The sequence below is a fragment of the Donghicola tyrosinivorans genome, from assembly GCF_003003355.1.
Classification (GTDB): Bacteria; Pseudomonadota; Alphaproteobacteria; order Rhodobacterales; family Rhodobacteraceae; genus Donghicola; species Donghicola tyrosinivorans.
In genome coordinates, this window is record NZ_PVTQ01000007.1 from 49,899 (window position 1) to 72,661 (window position 22,763).

General features: G+C 59.8%; 21 protein-coding genes and 1 riboswitch. Of the genes, 12 read left to right on the forward strand and 9 right to left on the reverse strand.

The features are described from left to right. The first annotated feature begins 96 nt into the window (after positions 1–96). Positions 97–1,329 carry a urate hydroxylase PuuD gene (locus CLV74_RS11445; RefSeq protein WP_106264793.1) on the forward strand — a complete coding sequence of 411 codons (1,233 nt, stop codon included), beginning with the start codon at positions 97–99 and terminating at the stop codon, positions 1,327–1,329. Between the two features lie 3 nt (positions 1,330–1,332). On the opposite strand, the gene CLV74_RS11450 is transcribed toward CLV74_RS11445, so the two are convergent. The 7 genes from CLV74_RS11450 to CLV74_RS11480 form a co-directional block, all read right to left on the reverse strand. Further along, entirely contained in the window at positions 1,333–2,478 is a 1,146-nt protein-coding gene (locus CLV74_RS11450; protein ID WP_106264795.1) for a glycosyl transferase family 90, read from the reverse strand. Positions 2,479–2,693: 215 nt separating this feature from the next. Next, positions 2,694–5,006 (reverse strand): sulfatase-like hydrolase/transferase, encoded by a 2,313-nt coding sequence (locus CLV74_RS11455; protein WP_106264798.1) that lies wholly within the window; start codon positions 5,004–5,006, stop codon positions 2,694–2,696. Next, on the reverse strand, positions 4,996–5,721 hold the full coding sequence (locus CLV74_RS11460; RefSeq protein ID WP_106264800.1) for a hypothetical protein: 726 nt from the start codon (positions 5,719–5,721) through the stop codon (positions 4,996–4,998). Before CLV74_RS11460 ends, CLV74_RS11455 begins: the two co-directional genes overlap by 11 nt. Continuing rightward, positions 5,718–7,091, reverse strand: a complete 1,374-nt coding sequence (locus CLV74_RS11465; RefSeq protein ID WP_106264802.1) for a hypothetical protein — start codon at positions 7,089–7,091, stop codon at positions 5,718–5,720. Before CLV74_RS11465 ends, CLV74_RS11460 begins: the two co-directional genes overlap by 4 nt. A 54-nt stretch (positions 7,092–7,145) precedes the next feature. After that, a complete protein-coding gene (locus CLV74_RS11470; protein ID WP_106264804.1) occupies positions 7,146–8,855 on the reverse strand; it encodes a hypothetical protein in 1,710 nt (569 codons plus the stop codon). Between the two features lie 40 nt (positions 8,856–8,895). Next, entirely contained in the window at positions 8,896–10,701 is a 1,806-nt protein-coding gene (locus tag CLV74_RS11475) for a glycosyltransferase family 2 protein (RefSeq protein ID WP_245888528.1), read from the reverse strand. A gap of 9 nt (positions 10,702–10,710) precedes the next feature. Beyond that, on the reverse strand, positions 10,711–11,520 hold the full coding sequence (locus CLV74_RS11480) for a glycosyltransferase family 32 protein (RefSeq protein WP_106264806.1): 810 nt from the start codon (positions 11,518–11,520) through the stop codon (positions 10,711–10,713). A gap of 227 nt (positions 11,521–11,747) precedes the next feature. On the opposite strand from CLV74_RS11480, the gene CLV74_RS11485 reads away from it, so the two are divergent. The 11 genes from CLV74_RS11485 to CLV74_RS11535 all read left to right on the forward strand — a co-directional run bounded on the left by CLV74_RS11485 (position 11,748) and on the right by CLV74_RS11535 (position 20,412). Then, positions 11,748–12,806 (forward strand): glycosyltransferase family 61 protein, encoded by a 1,059-nt coding sequence (locus tag CLV74_RS11485; RefSeq protein ID WP_146134941.1) that lies wholly within the window; start codon positions 11,748–11,750, stop codon positions 12,804–12,806. Positions 12,807–12,894: 88 nt separating this feature from the next. Beyond that, positions 12,895–12,995, forward strand: a riboswitch (TPP riboswitch). Positions 12,996–13,064: 69 nt separating this feature from the next. Beyond that, a complete protein-coding gene (gene thiD / locus CLV74_RS11490; RefSeq protein WP_106264810.1) occupies positions 13,065–13,868 on the forward strand; it encodes a bifunctional hydroxymethylpyrimidine kinase/phosphomethylpyrimidine kinase in 804 nt (267 codons plus the stop codon). Then, entirely contained in the window at positions 13,865–14,842 is a 978-nt protein-coding gene (locus tag CLV74_RS11495) for an FAD-dependent oxidoreductase (RefSeq protein WP_106264812.1), read from the forward strand. Before thiD ends, CLV74_RS11495 begins: the two co-directional genes overlap by 4 nt. Continuing rightward, a complete protein-coding gene (gene thiS, locus CLV74_RS11500) occupies positions 14,826–15,023 on the forward strand; it encodes a sulfur carrier protein ThiS (protein WP_106264814.1) in 198 nt (65 codons plus the stop codon). Before CLV74_RS11495 ends, thiS begins: the two co-directional genes overlap by 17 nt. A gap of 1 nt (position 15,024) precedes the next feature. Then, positions 15,025–15,795: a thiazole synthase gene (locus CLV74_RS11505; RefSeq protein ID WP_106264817.1), complete on the forward strand. Its 771-nt coding sequence runs from the start codon at positions 15,025–15,027 to the stop codon at positions 15,793–15,795. Beyond that, entirely contained in the window at positions 15,792–16,388 is a 597-nt protein-coding gene (locus tag CLV74_RS11510) for a thiamine phosphate synthase (protein WP_106264819.1), read from the forward strand. Before CLV74_RS11505 ends, CLV74_RS11510 begins: the two co-directional genes overlap by 4 nt. Continuing rightward, positions 16,385–17,368, forward strand: a complete 984-nt coding sequence (locus CLV74_RS11515; RefSeq protein WP_106264821.1) for a HesA/MoeB/ThiF family protein — start codon at positions 16,385–16,387, stop codon at positions 17,366–17,368. The genes CLV74_RS11510 and CLV74_RS11515 overlap by 4 nt, the downstream gene beginning before the upstream one ends. Beyond that, positions 17,365–18,300 (forward strand): ABC transporter substrate-binding protein, encoded by a 936-nt coding sequence (locus tag CLV74_RS11520; protein WP_106264823.1) that lies wholly within the window; start codon positions 17,365–17,367, stop codon positions 18,298–18,300. The genes CLV74_RS11515 and CLV74_RS11520 overlap by 4 nt, the downstream gene beginning before the upstream one ends. Next, a complete protein-coding gene (gene tenA / locus CLV74_RS11525) occupies positions 18,297–18,968 on the forward strand; it encodes a thiaminase II (protein WP_106264825.1) in 672 nt (223 codons plus the stop codon). Before CLV74_RS11520 ends, tenA begins: the two co-directional genes overlap by 4 nt. Beyond that, positions 18,965–19,687, forward strand: coding sequence for an ABC transporter ATP-binding protein (locus tag CLV74_RS11530; RefSeq protein ID WP_245888529.1), 723 nt, complete (start codon positions 18,965–18,967; stop codon positions 19,685–19,687). The genes tenA and CLV74_RS11530 overlap by 4 nt, the downstream gene beginning before the upstream one ends. After that, positions 19,684–20,412, forward strand: a complete 729-nt coding sequence (locus CLV74_RS11535; RefSeq protein ID WP_106264829.1) for an ABC transporter permease — start codon at positions 19,684–19,686, stop codon at positions 20,410–20,412. Before CLV74_RS11530 ends, CLV74_RS11535 begins: the two co-directional genes overlap by 4 nt. Positions 20,413–20,417: 5 nt before the next feature. On the opposite strand, the gene CLV74_RS11540 is transcribed toward CLV74_RS11535, so the two are convergent. After that, positions 20,418–21,557: an MFS transporter gene (locus CLV74_RS11540; RefSeq protein WP_106264831.1), complete on the reverse strand. Its 1,140-nt coding sequence runs from the start codon at positions 21,555–21,557 to the stop codon at positions 20,418–20,420. A gap of 99 nt (positions 21,558–21,656) precedes the next feature. After that, positions 21,657–22,736, reverse strand: coding sequence for a trypsin-like serine peptidase (locus tag CLV74_RS11545; RefSeq protein WP_106264833.1), 1,080 nt, complete (start codon positions 22,734–22,736; stop codon positions 21,657–21,659). Positions 22,737–22,763: the final 27 nt, after the last annotated feature.

Consider the following 22,763-nt stretch of genomic DNA (forward strand, 5'->3'; position numbering starts at 1 on the left):
TGTTCGTATTTTTTTGAAACTGCTTGGCGTTGTGACCTAATAGCAGAAGCGCCCCCCCTCGCATAGGGTCGGACAAAACCAAGGAGAGCCTTGCCTATGTATGATCTTGCCATTCTTTGGGATTGGATCGCCTTTTCGGTGCGTTGGCTGCATGTCATCACCGCGATGGCGTGGATCGGGGCATCGTTCTACTTCATCGCGCTGGACTTGATGCTAAAGCCCAACGCGACCCTCCCCAAAGGGGCCTACGGCGAGGAATGGGAGGTCCACGGTGGCGGCTTTTACCACACCGTCAAATACCTTGTGGCCCCTGCCGAACTGCCCGAGCATCTAACCTGGCACAAATGGCAAAGCTACACGACCTGGTTGTCGGGTGCGGCCCTACTGATGATCGTCTACTGGGTGGGGGGAGAGCTGTTCCTGCTGGACCCCACCAAAGCCGAACTGACCCTGTGGCAGGGCATCCTGATCTCGGGCGGGTCGCTGACCATCGGCTGGCTGGCCTATGATCAACTGTGCAAGTCCAAGTTGGGGGAAAGCCCCACGGTTCTGATGCTGATCCTCTTCGCAATCCTTGTGGTGATGTCGTGGGGGTACAACCAGATTTTCACTGGCCGCGCGGCGCTGCTGCATCTGGGGGCCTTCACCGCCAGCATTATGACCGGCAACGTGTTTTTCCAGATCATGCCGAACCAGCGGATCGTGGTGGCCGATCTCAAGGCAGGCCGAACGCCGGACGCGAAATACGGCAAGATCGCCAAGCTGCGCTCGACCCACAACAACTACCTGACCTTGCCCGTGGTCTTCTTGATGCTGTCGAACCACTACCCGCTGTCCTTTGCGACCGATTACGCATGGATCATCGCTTGCCTTGTGTTTCTGACCGGCGTCACCATCCGCCATTACTTCAACACCATGCACAAGACCGGCAAGGGACCGCACTGGACTTGGGCCGTCACAGTTCTGCTGATGCTGATTATCGCGTGGCTATCCACCATTCAAAGCGGCCCGACGCTGGAAGAGGAAGAGGCCCGCGATCTGACCGCATATGAACAGCAATATGCCTCGGCCGCCGGATTTGAGGATGCCTATGACGTAGTGGTCGGCAACTGCTCAATGTGCCACGCGCGTGAGCCTGTCTGGTACAACATGCAATGGGCACCGAAAGGCGTTTACCTTGAGACCCCCGCAGATGTGGCCCGCCACGCCAGCCAGATTTACCTGCACGCGGGCCTTAGCCGCGCGATGCCACCGCCGAATGCGATCCAGATGGATGATGAAGACCGTGCGGTGCTTGTGGCATGGGTGCGCGAAGTTCGCGCAAACTAGGCCTTAGCGGCCCTTCATACGCGCCGAGATACGCGAGATGACAGCGCGGGAAATCTCATCCCTCAGGTCTGCGCGGGCAAGCAACTGGCATTTTTCTTGCGCCCGTTCGGCCATATCGCGGCAGGTCTCATCGTTGGCCTGACACCATGCAAGACGGTCTTCCAGATCGCTGAGATCGGCCTTGAACGGAACGTAATGTTCCCACGGCTTGAAATGGGCCGAGGCGAAACTGTCAAAGTACCCTTCCATCACCAGACCAAGACTGCCGCTGTTCATTGTCCAATAGAAGGACGACGCCACATCAGAGCCGCGCAGGACCAGAAGGTATTTGTAGTTCAACATGTCCTGTTGCGGCAAACGCGGACGCATCAAGCGGGCAAGAAACGGGTATTGTGCGATGTCCATATTCTGGATCGCTCCGGTGAAGCCAAGATCGAAACGGGGATCTTCCTGATAGTCCGAAATCATCTTGTGACGGGGAAAATAAGCAAGCTCGGACAGAACGTCCTGCTCAGACATCTTTCCGGCCTTCAGGCGCTTTAGCAGCGGGCGCAGGCGCAGCCCTTCGCGGCGCACATCCCCGTGCTTGTCGGCGCGGCCCCCGTGAATGCCCCGCCAGACCACGCGGTCCTGTTTTTTCCGCCACGGTACGCGCACCCAATCGTCAGGCCCCAAAAATCCCGGAGAGCCAAGATCGTGATAGGTCGGCAACGGCCATAGCACGCGCGCCGATGCGCCGATCTCTCGGTTGAACGTGAACACCGGCATTGCGGTCCCGTCAGGGGTGACCACATTGCGCAAACGGCGGTCCTGCATATCCACGACAAAATCCCACGAGGCGCCCGCCCCAAGGATTTCGCGCAATGCGCCCTGCCCTTTGTCACGATTGACGAAATGGTTTTCGTTCACCACCCGCGCACGGCGGCCCGCGCCGCCTTTCAAGCTCCAGCCATTTTCGGGATAAGGCTGTTTACCCTGCGCATCCCACACCAGAGCCGAGCCGCTTGACCCCGCAATCGCCTGCGCACGCGCATCATCGCTCTGACTGAGACGGACCCGATCCACATCACCCAATTGCATTACCACAGAGGCCTGAACAAAGTCGGCCTCTGTCTCAATCTGGTTTCGAATGAAGCGATCGTCCTTCACAGGAGTCTCCGTAGCAACCAATCTGGTGCCCGAAGGAACGCCCGCGTGCCGCTATCGGCGGCCCCCAGAACGCTGCAGAAAGACCCATCTGACGATGGCTCCCCCCCTGACACTCAGCTTACATATTAAATCATATCGATGCGATATAAACTGAGTTTTGCAGCTATATTGGGGCTATATTGTGAACTTTCGATATTTAAATGTAACCAGTTGTTTCAATCCCACACAAGCCCTGGCTGCACGCTATCAACCTCGGTGACGCCTTCCAGCACCACATAGCTGGCCCCAAGGTGCAGGCAGACGTGGCCCTCAGGCCCGATATCAATCTGAGGTTTTTTGGGCCATGAAGACAGATCCAGTTGCACCCCGTTGTGCCAGTCGGTGATCCGCGTCACACCACCATAAGCGATCTTGTATCGGGTTCGCCCCGGCCCGCCCGTGATGATATTCTCACCGGTGCCCACAAGGATCAGGTCGTCCCCCTCGGACGAGATTATCCGGTTGCGACCCGGCCCAGTGTCGATCTGCGAATTACCTTCGCCGTCAGAAATCACATCGTTTCCGTGACCCGCATTGATGGTGTTGTTGCCGCCGTTCCCTTCGATGCTGTCATCGCCCGTGCCACCGTCCAGCAGATCGTGCCCCGCACCGCCGATCAGGGTATCATTGCCCGCGCCGCCATAGAACTGGTTCCCGTCCTTGCGCCGCTTGGTCCGAGCGATCAGCAGGTCATCCCCCGCGCCGCCGTGAAACTCGGCCCCACCATATTTCGGGCCGATCATCACGTCGTTGCCAAGCGAGCCCTGAACCTCGATCATCACCCGCTCTGAGGTCTCAAAATCGATGGGGCTGTCGGGGTGGGCAACGATGCGCAGGCGCTTGCCTTCCCGATCACCTTCCTCGACGCCGTTTTCATTGCGTGCAACGACGGTGGCGATACGGACTTTCTCGATGTTGGCGGGGGCGTGCAGGACATAATCATCGGGACCAGCCATGTACCACAGCGTATCAGTGCCGCCGTCCTTCTCTTCAACGATCTTTTCGGCATCTGCGCCATAGGCCCAGTAATCATTGTCACCGCGCCCACCCGCCATGACGACGGTGCCATCCACGGCCATCATCGCATTGACCCCGTCCGCCGGATTTTCAAAGCCGCGCAGGTCCAGCCCCAGATCAAGCGCACCGCGAACCAATTCGTCCCGCAACCTGCCCAGAGGCGCGGTTGCGACCAGATTTTCCGTCTCGCCCGGATCGTTGACCACGTCGTAGACATGCTCTTCGCCGTTGGGATACCGGAAATAGCGGTACTGGCTCAGCTCAGGCACCGAGGGGCGCACGCTGAGGGTGCCAAAGACGCAGGTGATCGGCGATTTACTGGCATCAAAAGCACCAAAGCTGTCATCCACCAACGGCAACAGACTTTGGCCAGAGACCCAATCGGGCCGATAGGGCAGCCCCGCCAGATCCATGATCGTCTTGGGTACGTTGTGCAGCGACACCGGCAACGCCACGTCCTGCCCCTGCTCCATCCGCGCGGACCACATCCCCAAGGGCACGTGGGCAGCGCTGTCCCATTGGCTCATTTTATGGAAGGAATCGTGGTTCCCCAGATTGAAGCCGTTGTCCGACAGCAGGATCACCGTCGTCTTATCGCCGATCCCGGACGCCTCAAGCGCGTCAAGGAAACGGCCAATCTCATGGTCCACATGGCTACAGGCCGCGAAATAGGCGCGGACCACTTGGCGCCAGCCCTCATCCCCTGCCTTTTCCGGCGTCCACTGCCCGTTGACGATATAGGCCAGCTCATAGACTGCCATGCCCGGTTGCGGGCCGTGGTAATCCTCTTCCGAGGCGATCTCGGGCCAGAGAATGCCTTTGACGTCATACATCTGGTAAAAGCGATCCGGCGTCGTGAGATTAAAATGCGGATGCTTGAAGCCTAACTGGATAAGGTGTCGCCGGTTCGGATCGATGGTCTTCAGATGATCAATCGCATTCTGGGCGACCCAATAGTCATAAAAGCGATCATCCTGTGAGCCGTCGTCATTGGGGTGATTCACCCCCGAAACGCCCGGACCTTTGCCGTTCAGATAGTCATGAACCCTCTTGCGACCGCCCTTATCGTTCGCCTCAACGTCGTGATGGAACAGCAGGCGCTTATAGTCCTCGGGCATTGGCTTGTAGTTGCCGTCGGTCTTGCCGGTGGTAAAGGTCTCAAACCCCGCACGGCGCAGATCATATTGCCACGCCGCCGTGGGCGGCAGCACATCGCGCCACAAGCGGTTGAGGTCCACAAGACCAGTGCGAAACGGCGACAGGCCCGTGGCAAGTTCGGCCCGACAGGGCGCACAAAGCGGCACGGTCGCGTAGGCATTGGCAAAACGCACCCCGCGCGACATCAGCCGATCAATGTTGGGTGTCTTGATCTGAATCCCGAAGGCATCGCGCCACGTGAAGATGTCGATCATGTCATCAATCCAGATGACACAGATATTGTCGCCCTGAATGCTATCGCGATCAAATGCCATCGGGGCTGTCCTTCTGCCACATGTGGACCAGTCGGGCGTAGGTTTCGCCCGCAAATACATCTTCATCGGGCCACAGCCAGATGCGCGAAATCAGCGCCGCGCCAAGGGTCTTTTTGATCCCCGCCCGATCACTGCGGCAGCCGATGTAAAGATCATGCACCCCTGCCTGCAATTGCGAGGGCGCAGACCGCCGCTGGGGCAGCCCCCCGTTCACACCAAGCGACAATTGTCCCCCACGGACCGAGGCACAGAGCAGCACCTGCCCCCGTTCCTCACAAGGCACCGCCAAGGGCGCCTCATCATCGCGGAATTTCAGCTCGGCGCTGCCGTTTTCTTCGGTCAGGAACAGATAATCGCGGCCCTCCTTCGGGTTCAGCGTCAGCACAGTCCCCGCCCGCCCCAAAGGGGCAAAGGCAATCGCCATGCTGAACACCGGCACCGATAGGTTCAGCCCCTCAACCACATAGCCACAGTTCACCCCGTCCCGCGTGTGCAAGGAGGTGCGACCATCAAAAACCTCAACCTGCGCGTTGCCCGTGTTCGGCTCAGCGGGGCGGGTATGGTACTGGCCGCTTTGGTCACTCCAGCCAATGATCACGCTGTCCTGAACCGCGATATCGGCCGCATCAAACAGGATACCACCTGGACCGGGCTCCACATGCGCCTCGGGCAGCAGCGCCCCTAAAGGCAGGTCCATATCCAGAAAAATCGTCACCCGTGCACCTCAAGCTCTGCCGGTAGCGCCCAACGGCGCACATCTGGGCTGGCAGCACTGTGCCAACTGTCGCGGATCGCGCCCGCACTGTCCCACGCATAGCGGATGCGCGTGCCATCAGGGATCCGCTGATCCAGTTCCACCAGCAGATCACGCGGCTCTTGCGGATCAACCAACACGCGGGCAACAGGCAACGAGCCATCCGGCCCCATAACCTCAACCCCATACCGCGCCCCAGCGCCGAAGGGATCATCCTGATCCGCCACCAAGGGCAGCACTGCATTAGACGACAGCCGGATCGCCTTTTTGCCCGCCCGCTCTGCCAGCAAAAAGACGGGCGCGTGCCAGCCACGGCCTGCCTCAATCTCAAAGACGGCGGCGGCCTCGGTTCGGGCGCGTTGGCGCATGCCATCATCGGTCAGGCGCTGGCAACTATCATAGGGCAGCGCATAGCTTGGCATCGTGAAAACCGGCCCAAGGTTCGCCCCGTAAACCGCCAGTTGCCACTGGGCCTGCCGCAGTTGATCGGCATTGGTGTCAAACACCATCAGCACCGGCACAGGACGCAAATCCAGCGCCCAGAAATCCTGAGACAGCTTTTCGATCAGCGCGCGCATTTCATGGGTGAAGTCTTGCGGCGGGGTCAGCACGTCTTCTAGCGTGAAATCCACCGCAACCGCCAGAAGCGAGGCCTTTTTGTCCAAACTGGCCGCAAACCCTTGTAGGTTCTGCGCGGCCTGCATCAGGTTCTGATAGGCCAAGCCATCCGCCAATTGCCGCAGCGATGCCGCGCGATCCGTTTCTGTCCGCGCAAGGATCAAAGGCAATCCACGACCGGCCTTCTGGCGCAGATGCAGCACCTCGGCAGCCAACAGCGCATCTTGGGATTGTTCGCGCAGGCCCTCTGCCCGATCGGTCGCAATTGCCGCCTCAAGTCCCGAAACACCAACCGCACCGATATCATCCTCAGGCGCGACGACATGATAAGGGAAATCGCCGCGGCCCGAGATCGCCAAAGCCCGCCGAGCGCCCCCAAGGCTGAGGACACCCAACACCGGCCCTGCGGCCTCTGCCAAGAACGCACCGCCCGATACAGCGCGGCGATAGCCGCGGGCGGAACCGCCACCGGGCAAGTTGCCCTCAAACATCAGCCAATCGCCCTGCTGACGCAGGTTCCACGCATCCACATCCCCCAGCGCATCAAGTTCCACGGCAGGGAACAGGCGCTGGCGCAGATCGGCCACCACGGCATCAGACAGACGCAGGGTCAGGCCCGTTTCGTCGGCGCGGATCACGTCGCCGTTGCGCGCTCGCAGAACCACATGCTCGGCCTCACCGGAACCGGCTAGAATATCACGTTTTTCAGCCATCAATGGCTCCTGTCAGGGGCGAGGATATGCCTTCATGAAAAAGCAAAAACGTCCTCATTGCATGGCCTTTTTCCGAACCTCACGCGCCAGTTCCTGCAGCCGCTCAAGCTCGGCCTTGAAGTCGGCCTTCTCAACAACCAGAGGCGGGTTCTGCTGGAAAGAAACGTCTTGCCAGTCAAAACGCGAGACAAGTTCACTTAGCCTTGCCAGCCGTTTCGGGCGCAACACAGTGTCGGGGTCTTGCGCCAACTCGATCAGCATCTTGATCGTCCGCCCCGGGGCAGTGCCCATGCCGTTGGCCTGCCGCAGAATCTCGCCCTGCGTGTCGGTGATTGAGGGGTTCGCAGCCAGCGGCGCCTCGCCCTTGAAATGGGGCCAACCCATAGCTTTGCAGAACTCTTTCACCACATCCGATCCGGACTGGAACGGAAAATCCGTGACTTTATCGGCTTGAAACACGTCCTTCAACGCAGTGTGCATCTGATCGAAATCCAGCAACGTCTTGCAATAGGGCTGTTGGTAAAAATCGTCAAAAGGCAGCGTTGCCTGCCAGAGGTTGCGTGCGCTATCGCGCTTTGTCACGGGGCCGCCGCGCCGGTTTTGCACCGCTTGCAGATAAAAGCTGCGCATCCATGCAGCCTTGTCGCGCTGGCACAGAACAAGCTCTACCTGATACCCTTTCAGCGCCTTGGCCAAAGTGTCTTTGGCCCCGTCCGTCCAGCCCGGTAGTTCGACAAAAAGGCTTTCATCCGACAAGAACACTGTGTGGCAATCGGGCGGGCAGCCAGCCAAGGTGCGCTGCAACTCTTGCACAGAGCCATCGCGTAATTCTTGCGAGAACCAAGCATGGTTAAGTTCAGACTTGTCGGCGTTTTTTGTCGGATAATAGACGCCATCAGCCCGATACCGTGCCGCATTTTCAAAGAAATATGCCTGAAGCGAGCTTGTCCCCGTTTTCGGCAGGCCGCAATGGACAACAACCCGAGGCAACTGCTTTTGGCCAGCAGGCCGCGCTGGCATCAACTGCCCGTGCATCTCGATTGCGTGGTCGTAATCGTACTTGCCGCTGTGGCCGCGCTCCGCGGCTTTCAGGCGCATCTTTTGCAGATACCGAAGGCTGAGATGTCGCCAATTCCGAATACGCTTGCGCAAATCACGCGCAGGACGCTGCCCTGTCAGAACATCCGCCAGTACATCACCCGCATTGGCGGCCTTCACATAGCGCAAAACACCATGCCCGCACCGATAGACGGGCAGCAATTCCATCGAATAGCTTTGCGACAGCAATGTCACATGACGCTGGTCTTTACCGTGACTGGGGTCATAGGGAACAACGTAGTGACAATCGCGGCTGACCTCTTGCAGAATGCGGTGCCGGAACGGCCCGATCTCTTTCGCAAAATCAAGGTAGCGCTTCTCAAACGGAACGACCTCTGGCCCGATGTCGAACTGAGGCATCATCGCAAAGCACAGATCAGCCCCCAGCGTCTTTGCGCCAAGCATAGCGCCATATCCGCCCATAGACCCGCCATAAGCAGTCACCGGACGCGATCCCAAAAAGGCGCGACAGGCGCGCATGGCATCGAAGAAATCGGGACACTGGAACCAGTCCACCTTTCCCTGAACGATGTAGATCGCCGAGATGCCACGCTTTGACAAGAACCGTTCGGCCCAACCTTCCTGCTCCGCACCCAATGGATGGATGCGGTCGGGGAAACTGACCACGACCCGCTCGGTCTTGCCCTCTACAAAACGGGCGGACATATGCGGGCTTTGGTAGATCACCCTTCCTTTAGGCATCGGCTCAGTTCTCGGTTAGTGCTGAATTTCGGTCAAAGACCAGCATACCACGGTCTTGCCAATCTTCATTGACGCCAAAGCCTACCTTGGCCAGCACATCTGTATAGGCCTCGGCGGGGGTATCTTCGGTAAGCAATTCAAGCGGCAGAATGATCCGGCGTAGGGTCCGCTGGTTCAGTTGCGCCAGAACACCAGGCGTGATGTCCCGATCACAGACCCGCAGCACTGTGGGGCGGAAGTCATCCACGTAGGCAAAGAACCCTGTCGCCTCATCCGCGCCATCGCTTTTGAACACCAAAGGCCCGTCCGTCACCTTAAGCCGAGAGCTATCCATTAACCCGTTCCGCGCAGCCAGCCCTTCGGTAACCCGCGCAAGGTCCGAGCGGCTGTGCTGTGCCATCGCCACCAGATCAGGGATATGAAACAGCGCCTCCAGCACCACAACGCCCGCCTCACCGCCGACATTCAACAACCGATCGCCAGCCCGAAGCTGCCCACTGATATAGCGCATATGGCGACGGGCATATTTGCCTTCGCTGATCTGATCCAGCGCGTCGGGGCCAAACACAGCAGCATCGGCGGGAATTTTGATGTTGTGGTTCTCGATCACATCCACATGGGGATTGTCCTGCAACGCAACCTTTGGCGGCAGGAAATCATCGTGCCAGCCGTCCGCCACAGGGTTACGACGCTCTTCCTTGGGCTTGTCGCTGGCGGCTTTTTCAACCTCGCTCATCAAGGCGGCAATTTTGGCCGGATCGCGTGCCTGCGGCGGCTTGGCGACGACCTTGTTGATCGGCACTTTACCCGCTTCAAGCAACCCGCGCTTAAGCTCGGCATAGGCTTCGGTCTGTTTGTATTCGTTCAGACGACCCTCAACACGATCAAGGGCGGCGAAATGTAAGCGGTTGAGAACCGGATCTTTTAGCAGTTCTTCCATGATCTCGGCGCGTTTGGCCGCGTGGCGCAAAATCGAATCGTCGCGCACCTCATTGCGGTCCTGTAGCGCCCAGTAATCCGCGTTGTATTTGTCTTTCTTGTTGTTCACGTTTCCGCGGAATTTGCGGATCGCATAGGCATCGACCCCCTTCACCGCATAGTGATTCATCTGAGCCCAGTCATAGCCCAAGGTCCGCCGGATCGAGCGCCAGCCGCGGAACTTGAAGTAATCCTCCATCGGCTCGCCCGAGCCGTTCAGCCACAGCACCGTGTCAGGATACCCGTCCTTAAGGTGCTTGTTCTTCATCTTGGGGCGATGGATGCCAAGCTTCCAGTATTCGGGATCGAACTTGAACAGAGTTTTGACGCCCCAACCCTTGTTCCAAAGGGGCGGCGCACAATAGAGATACTGTTCGGTCACCGGATCGCGGGACCAATCCTCGACAAAGCCGGACCCGAAAATCCGCCAAGTGATAACGATACCGTTCGCGCCCTTTTCCTCGGCCTCGCTGATCATACCGTCCAGCGTGCCATCCCCGTGCTTGATGCACAGGAATTCATCGGCGTCAAAAACCAGAACCCAGTCCGCATTGCCCACCACAGGCTCTTCCTGCGCGTAATTCAACGCAGAGGGCTGGGGCTTAATGCCTTCGGGAATGTCGTTGCGGCGGTGGTATCCAAGCCCCAACTCTTCCAGCCGCATCAACATCTCGTCGGTGCCGTCGCTGCAATCGTTGGTATAGACCAGAATATCGGTGAAACCGACCGCAAGATGATGGGCGAACCACTCTAGCAAGTAGGGCGCTTCGTCCTTCATCATCGACACGGCCAGAACCGTTCCATGCGGGCTGACGTGTTTTTTCAGGTTCATCAGGGCCGGTTACTCCAGCGCGAGCGAGGGGTCGATCCCCACCTCTTTACACATCCGGTCCGCGTAAGAGTTCTCAAGCGGTACGTTTTTCCGCCACCAGGGCTTGGTCCCGTTGGTGTAAAGATGAACGCTGACGGTATTTTCGGTGAACCAGCCTTCAACGCGACCATAGGGATCATAGAAGACGTCGTTCAACTGGAACGGAACCGGATACAGCACGTCGCTGGTCATCGCCTTACTGATATCGCCGGTCTGCTGCGCGAAATAGGTAAAGGCCTGCGGGCCAAATGCGGTCCGCTCGGTCTTATAGATGCGCACCGGCAGCGGGATTGAGCTGTCCAGCTTGTCCATCTTCTTGCGCTGGTGCTTGTTCCACCACGCCGGATAGTCGGGCAGGTTGTCGTAGTAATCCAGCAGCTGATCCATCAGCTCGCCTTTTTGGGGAATTCCGACCACGCCACAATTCAAGGCGCCCCGCAGACCGTGGCCCGCATAGATATGTTCCCACTCATCGGTAAACGGTTTGTGGCAAAATGCATCACAATCAATCCAAATTGCGCCTGTTTTTTGGATCATCTTGTAACGGAAAACATTAGATAGAAACGAAGCCGAGGTATTCTCCACGACTTTCATGTCAATATCCATGATCTCCGATGCCGGACGCAGCTCGACTCCCTCGGGGGCATTCGTTACCGTATCGGTACAATAAAGTGTCGTCGGATGCCCATGACGCAGATGGGACTTCAGGCACAACTGGTTGAGATACTGTAGTTTTTCGCCAATCCACAATGAGGCGACGGGACGTCGGTTCAGTTCCATAATTAACTTTTACCTGCCTGAATGATCTAAGGCGCGGATCCGTGAATCCGCTTCAAAAAACAGCCTAGCGCAAGGCCCCCGCCCTGTCCATTGTCGCAGATGGGCGGATTGTCCTCTCCGAAAAAGAAGATTATCATCAGAACGTAGAAAGCCGAAAAGGTTACAACGTGTTTGATCCGAAAAATAAACTTACAGGCGATATTAAGATTATCGAAAATGCCGTAATTGTGCCGTACGGTGAAGGCGACCGTCGCGGCATTATGCGGCGGGCAGGCGTTTACGATGCCGAAGGGGTCTATCAGCCCCTGAGCCAGTGCTTTCGCAACTCGGACTCCCCAACGACGCTAGAGCCCGAAGGCCCCTGCCCCGCACCGGAAGAGCGCCTGAAAGGCACGTGGTTGTTTGGCGGCTTGCTGTACCAGCACTTCGGCCATGCGCTACTGGAATCCACCGGCCGCTTGTGGGCCCGCAGTGCCATGCCCAAGGTCAACAACATCGTTTTTCTGACCAAGAAAGAGGTCACCTCGCCCAATCGATTTATCCGTCCGATGCGGCCGATGGTGCAGATGTTCTCGGGCGGTGCGAACAAGCTGGCAGGCATTAAGGTGCCCACGCGGGTTGACCGGTTGGTGCTGGCCCCGCAGGGCTTTGGTACGGGCGACATGGTGGCCGGCTGCCCCGAGATGCGCGATCACATCCATGCGGCGCTTGACCAAGAGGTTAAGCCGGAAGGCTCTGAAAAGCTTTATATTTCACGCACTGCGCTCTATTCGAAACGGGGCCGTTATCTGGGAGAGGACCGGATCGAAAAGCTGCTGGAGGCCGAAGGCTATTCGATTTTCCACCCGCAGGAACATGATCTGGAAACGCAAGCAGCACGCTATGCGGCGGCAAAAACCATTATCTCCAGCGATAACTCGGCCCTGCATTTGGCTGCGTTCTTTGCGCACAAGGACAGCCGCCTTGCGATCATCATGCGCCGTCCCGGCAATGTGATCGAGGACTACCTGGCCCAGTACAAGTGGTTCGCAGGGATGGAGCCGGACGTGATCGACGCCCTGAGCGGTCGCTACTACCAGTTCGAGGGCGCGAAGAAAAAGCAACTGTCAGAACTCTATTCTGAACTGAACTTCCCGACCCTTGGACGCTCCCTGCAAGAGCGCGGCTACATTGCCTCGGATGCAGGTTGGACCGATCCGACCGAGGAAGAGATCGAGGCCGAACGGCTGGATCTGAGCGAAAGGCTAGGATCGGCCATCGTCCTTGCAGAAGGCCTAAACTTCTAATTCCAACGCCCGCATACTCGCCCCATGAGGGTGTTAAAAAATAAGATTGCACCTCTTGCCGGATGCGAATCTGGCGGATAACGTGCCCGCAAATCCGTTGGGGTGCCCTGTTTGGGGCTGAGAGGCGAAAGCTAACCCATCGAACCTGATCCGGACAATACCGGCGTAGGGAACGGAGACTGCATCCATCAGGGCCACCTGTGCCCTTATGCCTGTGCCTGTCCTCTGTCGCCTTGCGCCCAAAGAGGAAGCACAACGATGAGGCAGCACCCAACCGCCTTGACCATTGCAGGCTCTGACAGCGGCGGCGGCGCTGGCATTCAGGCCGACCTGAAGACTTTCTCGGCCCTTGGCGTCTTCGGCACCAGCGCGATCACCGCGATCACCGCCCAGAACACCAAAGGCGTTTTCGCGGTCGAAGGCATCAGCCCTGCCAATGTGGCTGCCCAGATTCGCGCGGTTCTGGACGATATCCCGCCTCAAGCTGTGAAGATCGGCATGCTGGCAACGCCCGAGATTATTCAGGCCGTCGCCGATGCGCTGTCGGGCTACACCGGCCCCATCGTTCTGGACCCTGTGATGGTGGCAAAATCGGGCGATGCGCTGTTGGCTGATGAGGCGCAAGCCGCTCTGCGCGAAATCCTGATCCCTCGCGCCAGCGTCCTGACCCCAAACCTGCCCGAAGCCGCCCGTCTTCTGGACAGGCCCGAGGCCACTTGCCCCGAAGACGCCATCGCCCAAGGCCATGCCTTGCGGGCGATGGGGGCCAAATCCGTACTGATGAAAGGCGGTCACGCGCAGGGCGATACCTGCATTGATCATCTGGTGACAGAAACTAGCGTCACTGCGCTGTCACAACCGCGCATTCATACCCGCAACACCCACGGAACCGGCTGCACTTTGTCGTCAGCCATCGCGGCGGAGCTTGCGAAGGGCGCGGACATGCTTACCGCCGCTACCAAAGCCCAAATCTGGCTGCACAAGGCTATAGCGCACGCAGACAGCCTACACATCGGCGCTGGCCACGGCCCTGTGCATCATTTCCACGAGGTCTGGACATGACCCGCGCAACCGTCATCGGCGCAGGCGTTGTCGGGCTTTGTGTTGCCACCGAACTGGTCGCAAGCGGTTTCGACGTGACCGTCTATGATCCGGGCCACCGCCCCGGCCCCCATGCCTGTTCGTGGTGGGCTGGCGGTATGTTGGCCCCTTACTGCGAAGGCGAAACCGCCGAAGAACCCGTTGTCCGTCTGGGCAAAGAGGCCGCCGACTGGTGGCAGGCACAAGGGGTCCCCGTCACCTGCAATGGCACGCTGGTCGTCACATTGCAACGGGACCGCAAAGAGCTGGACCGTTTTGCCCGCCGGACCGAAGGCCATGTTGCGCTAGATGCGGACACACTGGCCACTTTTGAACCTTCGCTGGAAGGGCGCTTTGACCGAGGTCTGATGTTCCCCGAAGAGGCGCATGTAGACCCCCGCGCGGCCCTGAACCACCTGCGTGACCGGCTAGAGGCAAATGGCGTCCGCTTTGTCGCGGAGAAAGGGCGCCAAGAAGGGCTGACCTTTGATTGTCGCGGTCTCGCGGCGCGGGACGCCTTGCAAGACTTGCGCGGAGTGAAGGGCGAAATGGTGGTTCTGCGCAGCCACGATATCCAGCTATCACGCCCCATTCGCCTGCTGCATCCGCGCTATCCCCTCTACGTGGTGCCCCGACCCGGCGGGATCTTCATGCTGGGGGCAACCCAGCTGGAAAGCGATGACAAGACCCGCACCGTCCGCTCGACCCTAGAGCTGCTGTCCGCCGCTTACGCCCTGCACCCCGCCTTTGGCGAGGCAGAACTGCTGGAGATCGGCGTCGATGCCCGCCCCGCCTTTCCTGACAACCTGCCCCGCGTCCGCAAGCATGGGCAGACGATATATGTCAACGGCCTGTTCCGACACGGCTTTTTGCTATCGCCCGCTGTGGCCCGCATGGCGGTCAAGGCCGCTATGGGCGCAACCGATCTGGAGTTTATGGATGAAAATCATAGTTAACGGCACCGCGCATGAGGTGCAGTCCAGCACCCTTGCCGCCCTTCTGGCAGAGCTTGGCTACGGCGACGCCAAAGTCGCCACAGCTTTGAACGAGGGCTTTGTCTCCACCGGCGCCCGCGCCAGCACCCCCATCACCGACGGCGACCGGATCGAGATCGTCTCGCCCCGCCAAGGAGGCTGACATGGAGTTTTACGGCACTGAAGTATCGTCCCGCCTGATGCTGGGGACGGCGCAATACCCCTCGCCCGCCATTCTGGACGATGCCTTCCGCCGCTCCGGCGCGGGGATCGCCACGGTCTCGGTTAGGCGTGAGGCAGGCGGTGCGCAGGCAGGGGCGGCCTTTTGGGATTTGATCAAGGAATTGGGCGTCAAAGTGCTACCCAATACCGCCGGTTGCCACAGCGTGCGCGAGGCCGTCACCACCGCCCATATGGCCCGCGAATTGTTCGACACCCCTTGGATCAAACTTGAGGTGATCGGTCACACCGACACGTTGCAACCCGACCCCTTCGCCTTGGTCGAGGCCGCGAAAATCCTGACCGAAGACGGCTTTCAGGTCTTTCCCTACACCACCGAGGATCTGATCCTTGCCGATCGCCTGCTGAACGCGGGATGTGAGGTTCTGATGCCGTGGGGAGCGCCCATCGGCAGCGGCCTTGGCCTAACCAATATCTACGGGCTGCGCACCTTGCGGGCGCAATTTCCCGATATTCCAATGGTGGTGGACGCAGGGCTTGGCCTGCCCAGTCAGGCCGCGGTGGCGCTGGAAATGGGCTATGATGCGGTGCTCTTGAACACCGCTGTCGCCAAGGCAGGTGATCCCGCCGCAATGGCCGAAGGCTTTGCCTTGGCGATCAAAGCGGGGCGTCTGGCCTATGAGGCCGACCCGATGGAGCCGCGCGACATGGCCGCGCCATCAACCCCCTTGATCGGAAAGGCGTTTTTGTCATGACGCTGGACCGCTTTTACCCGATCTTCGACAGCCTGCCTTGGCTGCAGCGCACCCTGCCCCTCGGCGTCAAACTTGTGCAACTGCGCATCAAGGACATGCCCGAAGCCAAGGTGCTGCCCATCGCCCAAGCCGCGCAGACCCTCTGCCGCCAGCATGGCGCGACACTGGTGCTAAACGACTACTGGCAGGTGGCGATTGAGGCTGGCTGTGACTGGCTGCATCTGGGGCAAGAGGATCTGGACACCGCCGATCTACCCGCCATTCGCCGTGCAGGTATCAAGCTTGGCGTTAGCACCCATGACCACGCCGAGCTGGATCGCGCTCTGTCCCTGTCGCCCGACTATGTGGCCCTTGGCCCCGTCTATCCGACCATCCTGAAAAAGATGAAATGGACCCAGCAAGGGTTGGAACGGGTCACGGAATGGAAGGGCCTGATCGGCGACATTCCCCTGATCGCCATCGGCGGGATGAGTGTTGAGCGCGCCGCAGGGGCTTTTGCCGCAGGGGCGGATGTGGTCTCGGCCGTGACTGACATCACCCTGAACGCAGATCCCGAAGGGCGCACTCGCGCTTGGCTTGAGGCCACAAGATGAGCCGCTATCTACGCCAGATCGCGGTGCCTGAATTGGGCGCGGAAGGGCATGAGTTGCTGCGCAAATCCCATGTGCTGGTTGTGGGCGCAGGAGGCCTTGGTGCGCCAGTCCTGCAATATCTGGCGGGCGCGGGCGTGGGCCGCATCCGGCTGGTTGATCCGGATCGGGCGGACCTGTCGAACCTGCACCGCCAGATCCTGTTTCGCGAAGACGATCTGGGCCAGCCCAAAGCCTTGGCCGCAGCCGCAACCCTGCACGCCCTGAACCCCGATTGCCGGATCGAGGCACTGCACATCGCCCTGCGCCCCGCCAATGTGGCGGCGCTTTGTGATGGTGTTGATCTGGTTCTGGATTGCGCCGACAGCTTTGCCGTCAGCTATATCCTGTCGGACCACTGCTTTGATGCGGACCTGCCGCTGATCAGCGCCTCGGTCACAGGTCTTAGCGGCCATGTGGGGGCATTCTGCGCAGGCGCACCCAGCCTACGGGCAGTTTTTCCAGACCTGCCGCAACGGGCGGGGTCCTGTGCCGAGGACGGCGTTCTTGGCCCCGTCGTTGGCACCATTGGCACGCTTCAGGCGCAGATGGCGCTGCACATCCTCGGGCGGATCACACCTTCACCCTTGGGACGGTTCATCACCTATGACGCGCAAGATTTCCGCTTTGGCGGCTTTCACTTCATGGGCGCGCCCGAACCGGAACACGCCCCTCGCTTCATCGATCCCTGCACCATCTGTGACACCGATTTCATCGTCGATCTGCGCAGCGCGGATGAGGCGCCCTTGGCCCATCAGGCCGCCCTGCGCCTGAGTGCCGACGATCTGACCCCGACCGGCCCCAAACCCGCAAATGACCAACGCGCCGTGCTGTGCTGCCGCAGTGGCCTGCGTGCGTGGACCGCTGCCGAAACACTGGCCACCCATTGGCGCGGCCCCATTTCCCTTGTCGCCTTTGGCGATCCAACCGGAGACCCCGAATGAAGCCCCTTTTTACCGCTCTGGCTTTGCTGGCCGCCCCCCCTGCCGTGGCGCAGGACAAGATGACCGTGATCCTAGACTGGTTCGTCAACCCCGACCACGGCCCCATCATAATCGCGCAGGAGAACGGCTATTTCGCCGAGCAAAACCTTGAGGTAGAAGTCATCGCCCCCGCTGATCCCGCCGATCCGCCCAAGATGGCAGCCGCTGGCCGCGCCGATCTGGCGATCTCTTACCAGCCGCAATTGCACCTTCAGGTGGCCGAAGGCATGCCGCTGGTGCGCGTTGGCACGCTGGTCGCGACGCCTCTGAACTGCCTTCTGGTGTTGGAAGATGGCCCCGTTCAGACCATCGCGGACCTCAAAGACCGCAAGATCGGCTTTTCCGTCGCTGGCGTCGAAGAGGCGCTGCTGTCTTCGATCCTTTCAAACAACGGCGTCGCGATGGATGAGGTGGAACTGGTCAACGTGAACTGGTCCCTCTCGCCCGCGCTGATGTCAGGTCAGGTGGATGCGGTCATCGGGGCTTTCCGCAATTTCGAACTGAACCAGATGGATATCGAAGGGGTCGCGGGCAAGTGCTTCTACCTCGAAGAGGAAGGTCTGCCCGCCTATGACGAGCTGATCTATGTAGCCAACCCCGAAACGCTGGACGCAGACAAAACCGCCCGCTTTCTTGCCGCGACCGAAAAGGCCACCCAGTACATCATCAACCACCCAACCGAGAGCTGGGAGATTTTCGCCGCCACCTCCGCAGAGCTGCAGGATGAGCTGAACAAGCGTGCTTGGGCCGATACCCTGCCCCGCTTTGCCCTACGCCCCGCCGCGCTAGATGCGGGCCGCTATGCGCGGTTTGAGACCTTCCTGTCGGACGCGGGCCTGATCGAAGGCACCCGCAGCGTGAGGGAACTGGCGATCGATCTGGGGGCAGAATGACATACGGGGCTACTTTTCCCCTATGGCGCAAGGCGGCGGGCGATCATTGGCCCGCCTACACCCGCCATCCCTTCGTTGAGGGGATGAAGGATGGCAGCCTGCCCCGCACCTCCTTCCTGCACTATTTGGTGCAGGACTATGTGTTCTTGCGCCATTTCTCCCGCGCATGGGCGCTGGCTGTGACCAAAGCCGACACGCTAGAGGAAATGCGCAGCTGCGCCGCAACCGTCCATGCCTTGCTGAACGAAGAAATCCAGCTGCATGTGAAGGTCTGCGCAAGCGAAGGCATCTCTGAAGAGGCCCTCTTCGCCGCAGAGGAAGCCCCCGCCAACATCGCCTACACCCGCTATGTGCTGGACGCAGGGCACTCGGGGGACTTTCTGGACCTCTTGGCCGCGCTGGCCCCTTGTGTTCTGGGCTATGGCGAGATCGGCGCACGTCTGGCGCGTGAGGCCAGCAGAGACACCTACAAGGACTGGATCGGAACCTATGCATCGGCTGACTACCAAGAGGCCTGCGCCTCTGTCGGTGCATTGATCGACAGCGCCATCCAGCGCCGGATCGGCAGCCAACCAGAGGCCAGCCCCCGCTGGCCCGCCCTGTGCGAAAGGTTCCGAACGGCGACACGGCTAGAGGTCGGGTTCTGGGACATGGGCTTGCACCCGTGACCTCGCCTGCTCTCTCTCTGTCGGGCAGCGCAAGTATCGGAGGGGAGCAGGTCTTTGCGCCCCTCGTGTTCACAGTACCTGCGGGCCAATGGACCTGCCTTCTGGGGCCATCGGGTGTGGGCAAATCGACCATACTGCGCCTCTTTGCGGGCCTTGATGACGGGATCACCTTTGACGGGCAGATAACCACCAGCAATGACCTCCCCTTTAAGGGGCGCGTCAGCTTGATGGCACAGAGCGATCTACTGATGCCATGGCTGGACCTGCCCGAGAATGTCTGTCTAGGCGCACGTCTGCGCGGCGAGTCCGCTGATCTGACCCGTGCCTGCCATCTACTAACGCAGGTCGGGCTGTCAGATCATCTGGACAAACGCCCTACAGCACTGTCTGGTGGCCAGCGCCAGCGGGTCGCGCTGGCGCGGACGTTAATGGAAGATCGCCCCATCGTCCTTCTGGACGAGCCATTCTCGGCCCTTGATGCGAAATCACGGGCACAAATGCAGAATCTGGCGGCGGACCTGCTAACAGGGCGCACAGTCCTGCATGTCACCCATGACACAGCCGAGGCCGCCCGCCTCGCCGATCAGGTTCTGCTGATGGGCGCGAACGGCATCACCTGCCCCACGCCCCCTCAAACGCATCCCCCCCGCGCCTTTGATGCCCCCGAGACCCAAGGTTTTGACGGCTACCTTCTGCGCCTGATGCTGGAGGCCACATGACCCGCGTCCTTCGCATCACTGGCGTAACCCTTTTTGCAGTGATCCTGTGGCAGGCACTTGTCAGCGCCACCGGCCTGCCACGCTTTATCCTGCCTGCCCCTACGTTGGTTTTTGACACCCTTTGGAAAAGCCGCGCCCTGATCGCGCAGCACGCGTTGGTGACAGGGACCGAAGTGTTGCTTGGCCTGCTGATTGGGGCGGCTCTGGGCTTTGGCACGGCCTTGCTGCTGGCGGCCTCTCATCTGGCGCGGGCTGTGCTGCGGCCCATGCTGGTGTTCAGCCAAGCGGTGCCAGTCTTTGCGTTGGCCCCAATCTTGACGCTGTGGCTTGGCTACGGGCTGTGGTCCAAGATCGCTATGGCCCTGCTGATCATCTATTTCCCTGTCACATCCGCGTTTTTTGACGCGCTCATGCGCACACCGACCGGCTGGTTGGAGCTGGCAAAGGTCATGGGCTCCACGCCCCTGCGGATGCTATGGCGGATACAGGTGCCTGCGGCAATGCCGGGCTTTGCCTCGGGCCTTCGGTTGGCGGCGGTCTATGCGCCGATCGGCGCGATCATTGGCGAATGGGTGGGGGCGTCACAGGGCCTTGGGTACCTAATGCTGCTGGCAAACGGACGCGCCAAAACCGATCTGATGTTTGCAGCATTAATCGCGCTGGCTGTACTGACTCTGGTCCTGCACGCCGCTGTGGACCGGCTCTGCCGCCGTTGGGACCGCTAGCCTCTTCACACCGGCGGACGTAATGCCCGTGCGAAAACGGCGATCAACAGGGCAAAGCCTGCCACAACGACAAACGAGATCCGCAAGGACGACACATGGGCCAAAAACCCGATGGCAGGCGGCCCCAGCAGCATCGCCCCATAGCCCAAGGTCGCGACTGATGCAATGGCTTGTCCTGCTGGAACCACCGGATCATTCGCGGCTCGCGAAAAGGCCATTGGCACAATCGCCGCATAGCCCATGCCCATCAGGACAAATCCGACCAAAGCGACCGGCACCACATCAGTCACCACGCACAGCGTATACCCCACTGCCGCCAGCAATCCGCTGACCCGCGCCACACGCACACGCCCAAAGCGGGTAATGATCGGATCGACGGACAGGCGCATGATCACCATCGTGACCGAGAACACGCCGTATCCAAGCGTGGCCCGCGCCTCTGGTGCGCCAAGGACATCACGCAGGTAGACCGCGCTCCAATCCGCAGCAGCGCCTTCGCCAAGCCCTGCGCCCAAGGCGATCACGCCCACAAGGATCAAAGCCCCTTTGGGAAAGGCGAACATAGGCCCGTCATCCTCCGCCGCACGCCTGTTTGAGGTCCACTCGACCCGAAGAAGCGGCCCGAAGATCACAGCCACCACCACAGAGGCCACCGCAAAATGCACGCCGGTCGAGGCGCCCAGAGTTGCCGCCACATATCCCCCTGCAGCCCCCAGACCCGCCCCGAGACTCCACATGGCATGGAATGACGACATGACCGAGCGGCCCAAGGCACGCTCTACCTCGCTGGCCCAACTGTTCATCGTCACATCCATCGCCCCGTGGGACATGCCGAAGATGAACAGCGCGACGCCAAGCACCGGAACCGACCACGCAAATCCCAGAAATATCACCGACAGCAGATACACTGCCGCGATCCAGCGGGTCAGCCGCACCGCCCCGAAGCTGTCCGACAGCCGCCCTGCCAACGGGAAGGACACCAAAGCGCCCACACCCATCACCAGCAACAGCACGCCCAAGCTCTTCTCGTCCAACTCTAGCCGGTCCACAAAGGCCGGAATCCGCGAGGCCCAACAGCCAAGCAGAACGCCGTTCAAAGCGAATGCGGCGCTAACGCTGTTACGCGGTGTCATGAGTGCGGGCATGGACGTCAACTTATGTAATCGTTTTCAATTTCCGATAGAACGACGACATTCCGACCTAGCGGTCAAGCGAAATACGAAATTTGCCAGCAGAAACTCCGATCAGACCTTCCGGAACAGATTTTCAATCGCTGCGCCACGGGCCATGGCCTGACACCCCGGCTTTTGCCAGAAATCCAGTAACTGCTTACGGATTTCCTCGTGGGCTGGCAAATCCAGCTGACTATTCTCTAACATCTTGAAAATCCGGCTTTTCCGGACTCCCTGATTGGCGATGAAAACCACTTCTTTGTTGTTGTGCAGATCATCCATGGACTCGACTTCAGAGGCGCGCATCCTGATCACTTCGCCTGCTGCATCGACCAACTCGCCGCGCTCATTGGTCTTGGGGACGGCGCGATGGTGCAAAGCCAGCAGGTTCCACTGAGGATCGAACACCGGTGCACCGGAACTGCCCGGTTCGGTATCGCCCGTATACCAGCAGTAGCGGTCATCCTCAGCCTCGGCGCCGCATTGAATGAACCGGCTGTTATGCACCACCAGCTTTTTCAACTGCCCACGCGGATGCTGGATGATGCTGATTGGCGCGGGCGGCGAGATCTTCTCTTCCCAGCCGTCCAGAACGAACCAACCGTAGCTTTCCAACGGCGCAAGCTGACGCGAGAAATCCTCGGCGGCGACAATCGCCACGTCATAGTCGTGATCGACAAAATAGAATTTCTGTGGATGCAGATGATAGACCGACTGCGCCCGCACCCCGCCGATCTGCTGCTCTTCGGCGTCCATCTCGAACACGGCGGCGGCAGCATCAGCGTCCGTGGGCAGAACATGGGCTGCCGTCATCACAAGGCCCTGCCCCACCAGAAAGCCGGTCCCGAAAGACCCGCCCCGATGCCGAATGCGCCCGACGGGGCGCTTGGCGATCAGTCCCTCCTCTAGAAACTCGATAGAGAGAATATCGTTTGTCGGCCCCAAGACCCGTTCGGCCAGAAACAGATCAGTGATCTCTTTCGGCTCGGGGATGATGGCCTTGGGGGTCATACTCTCGGAAAAACGACCCATCTCCATGGCGTGAATGCGCTGTCGAATGCGGTCTTCGGTCGATTGAATGCGGTCAACAACGCGCGAAAATCTATCAATAACTTTTGCAGATTGACGGTCTTTCAATTCAGAAATCTTCATTGGAAAGCCTGTGAGGTGGACAATAAA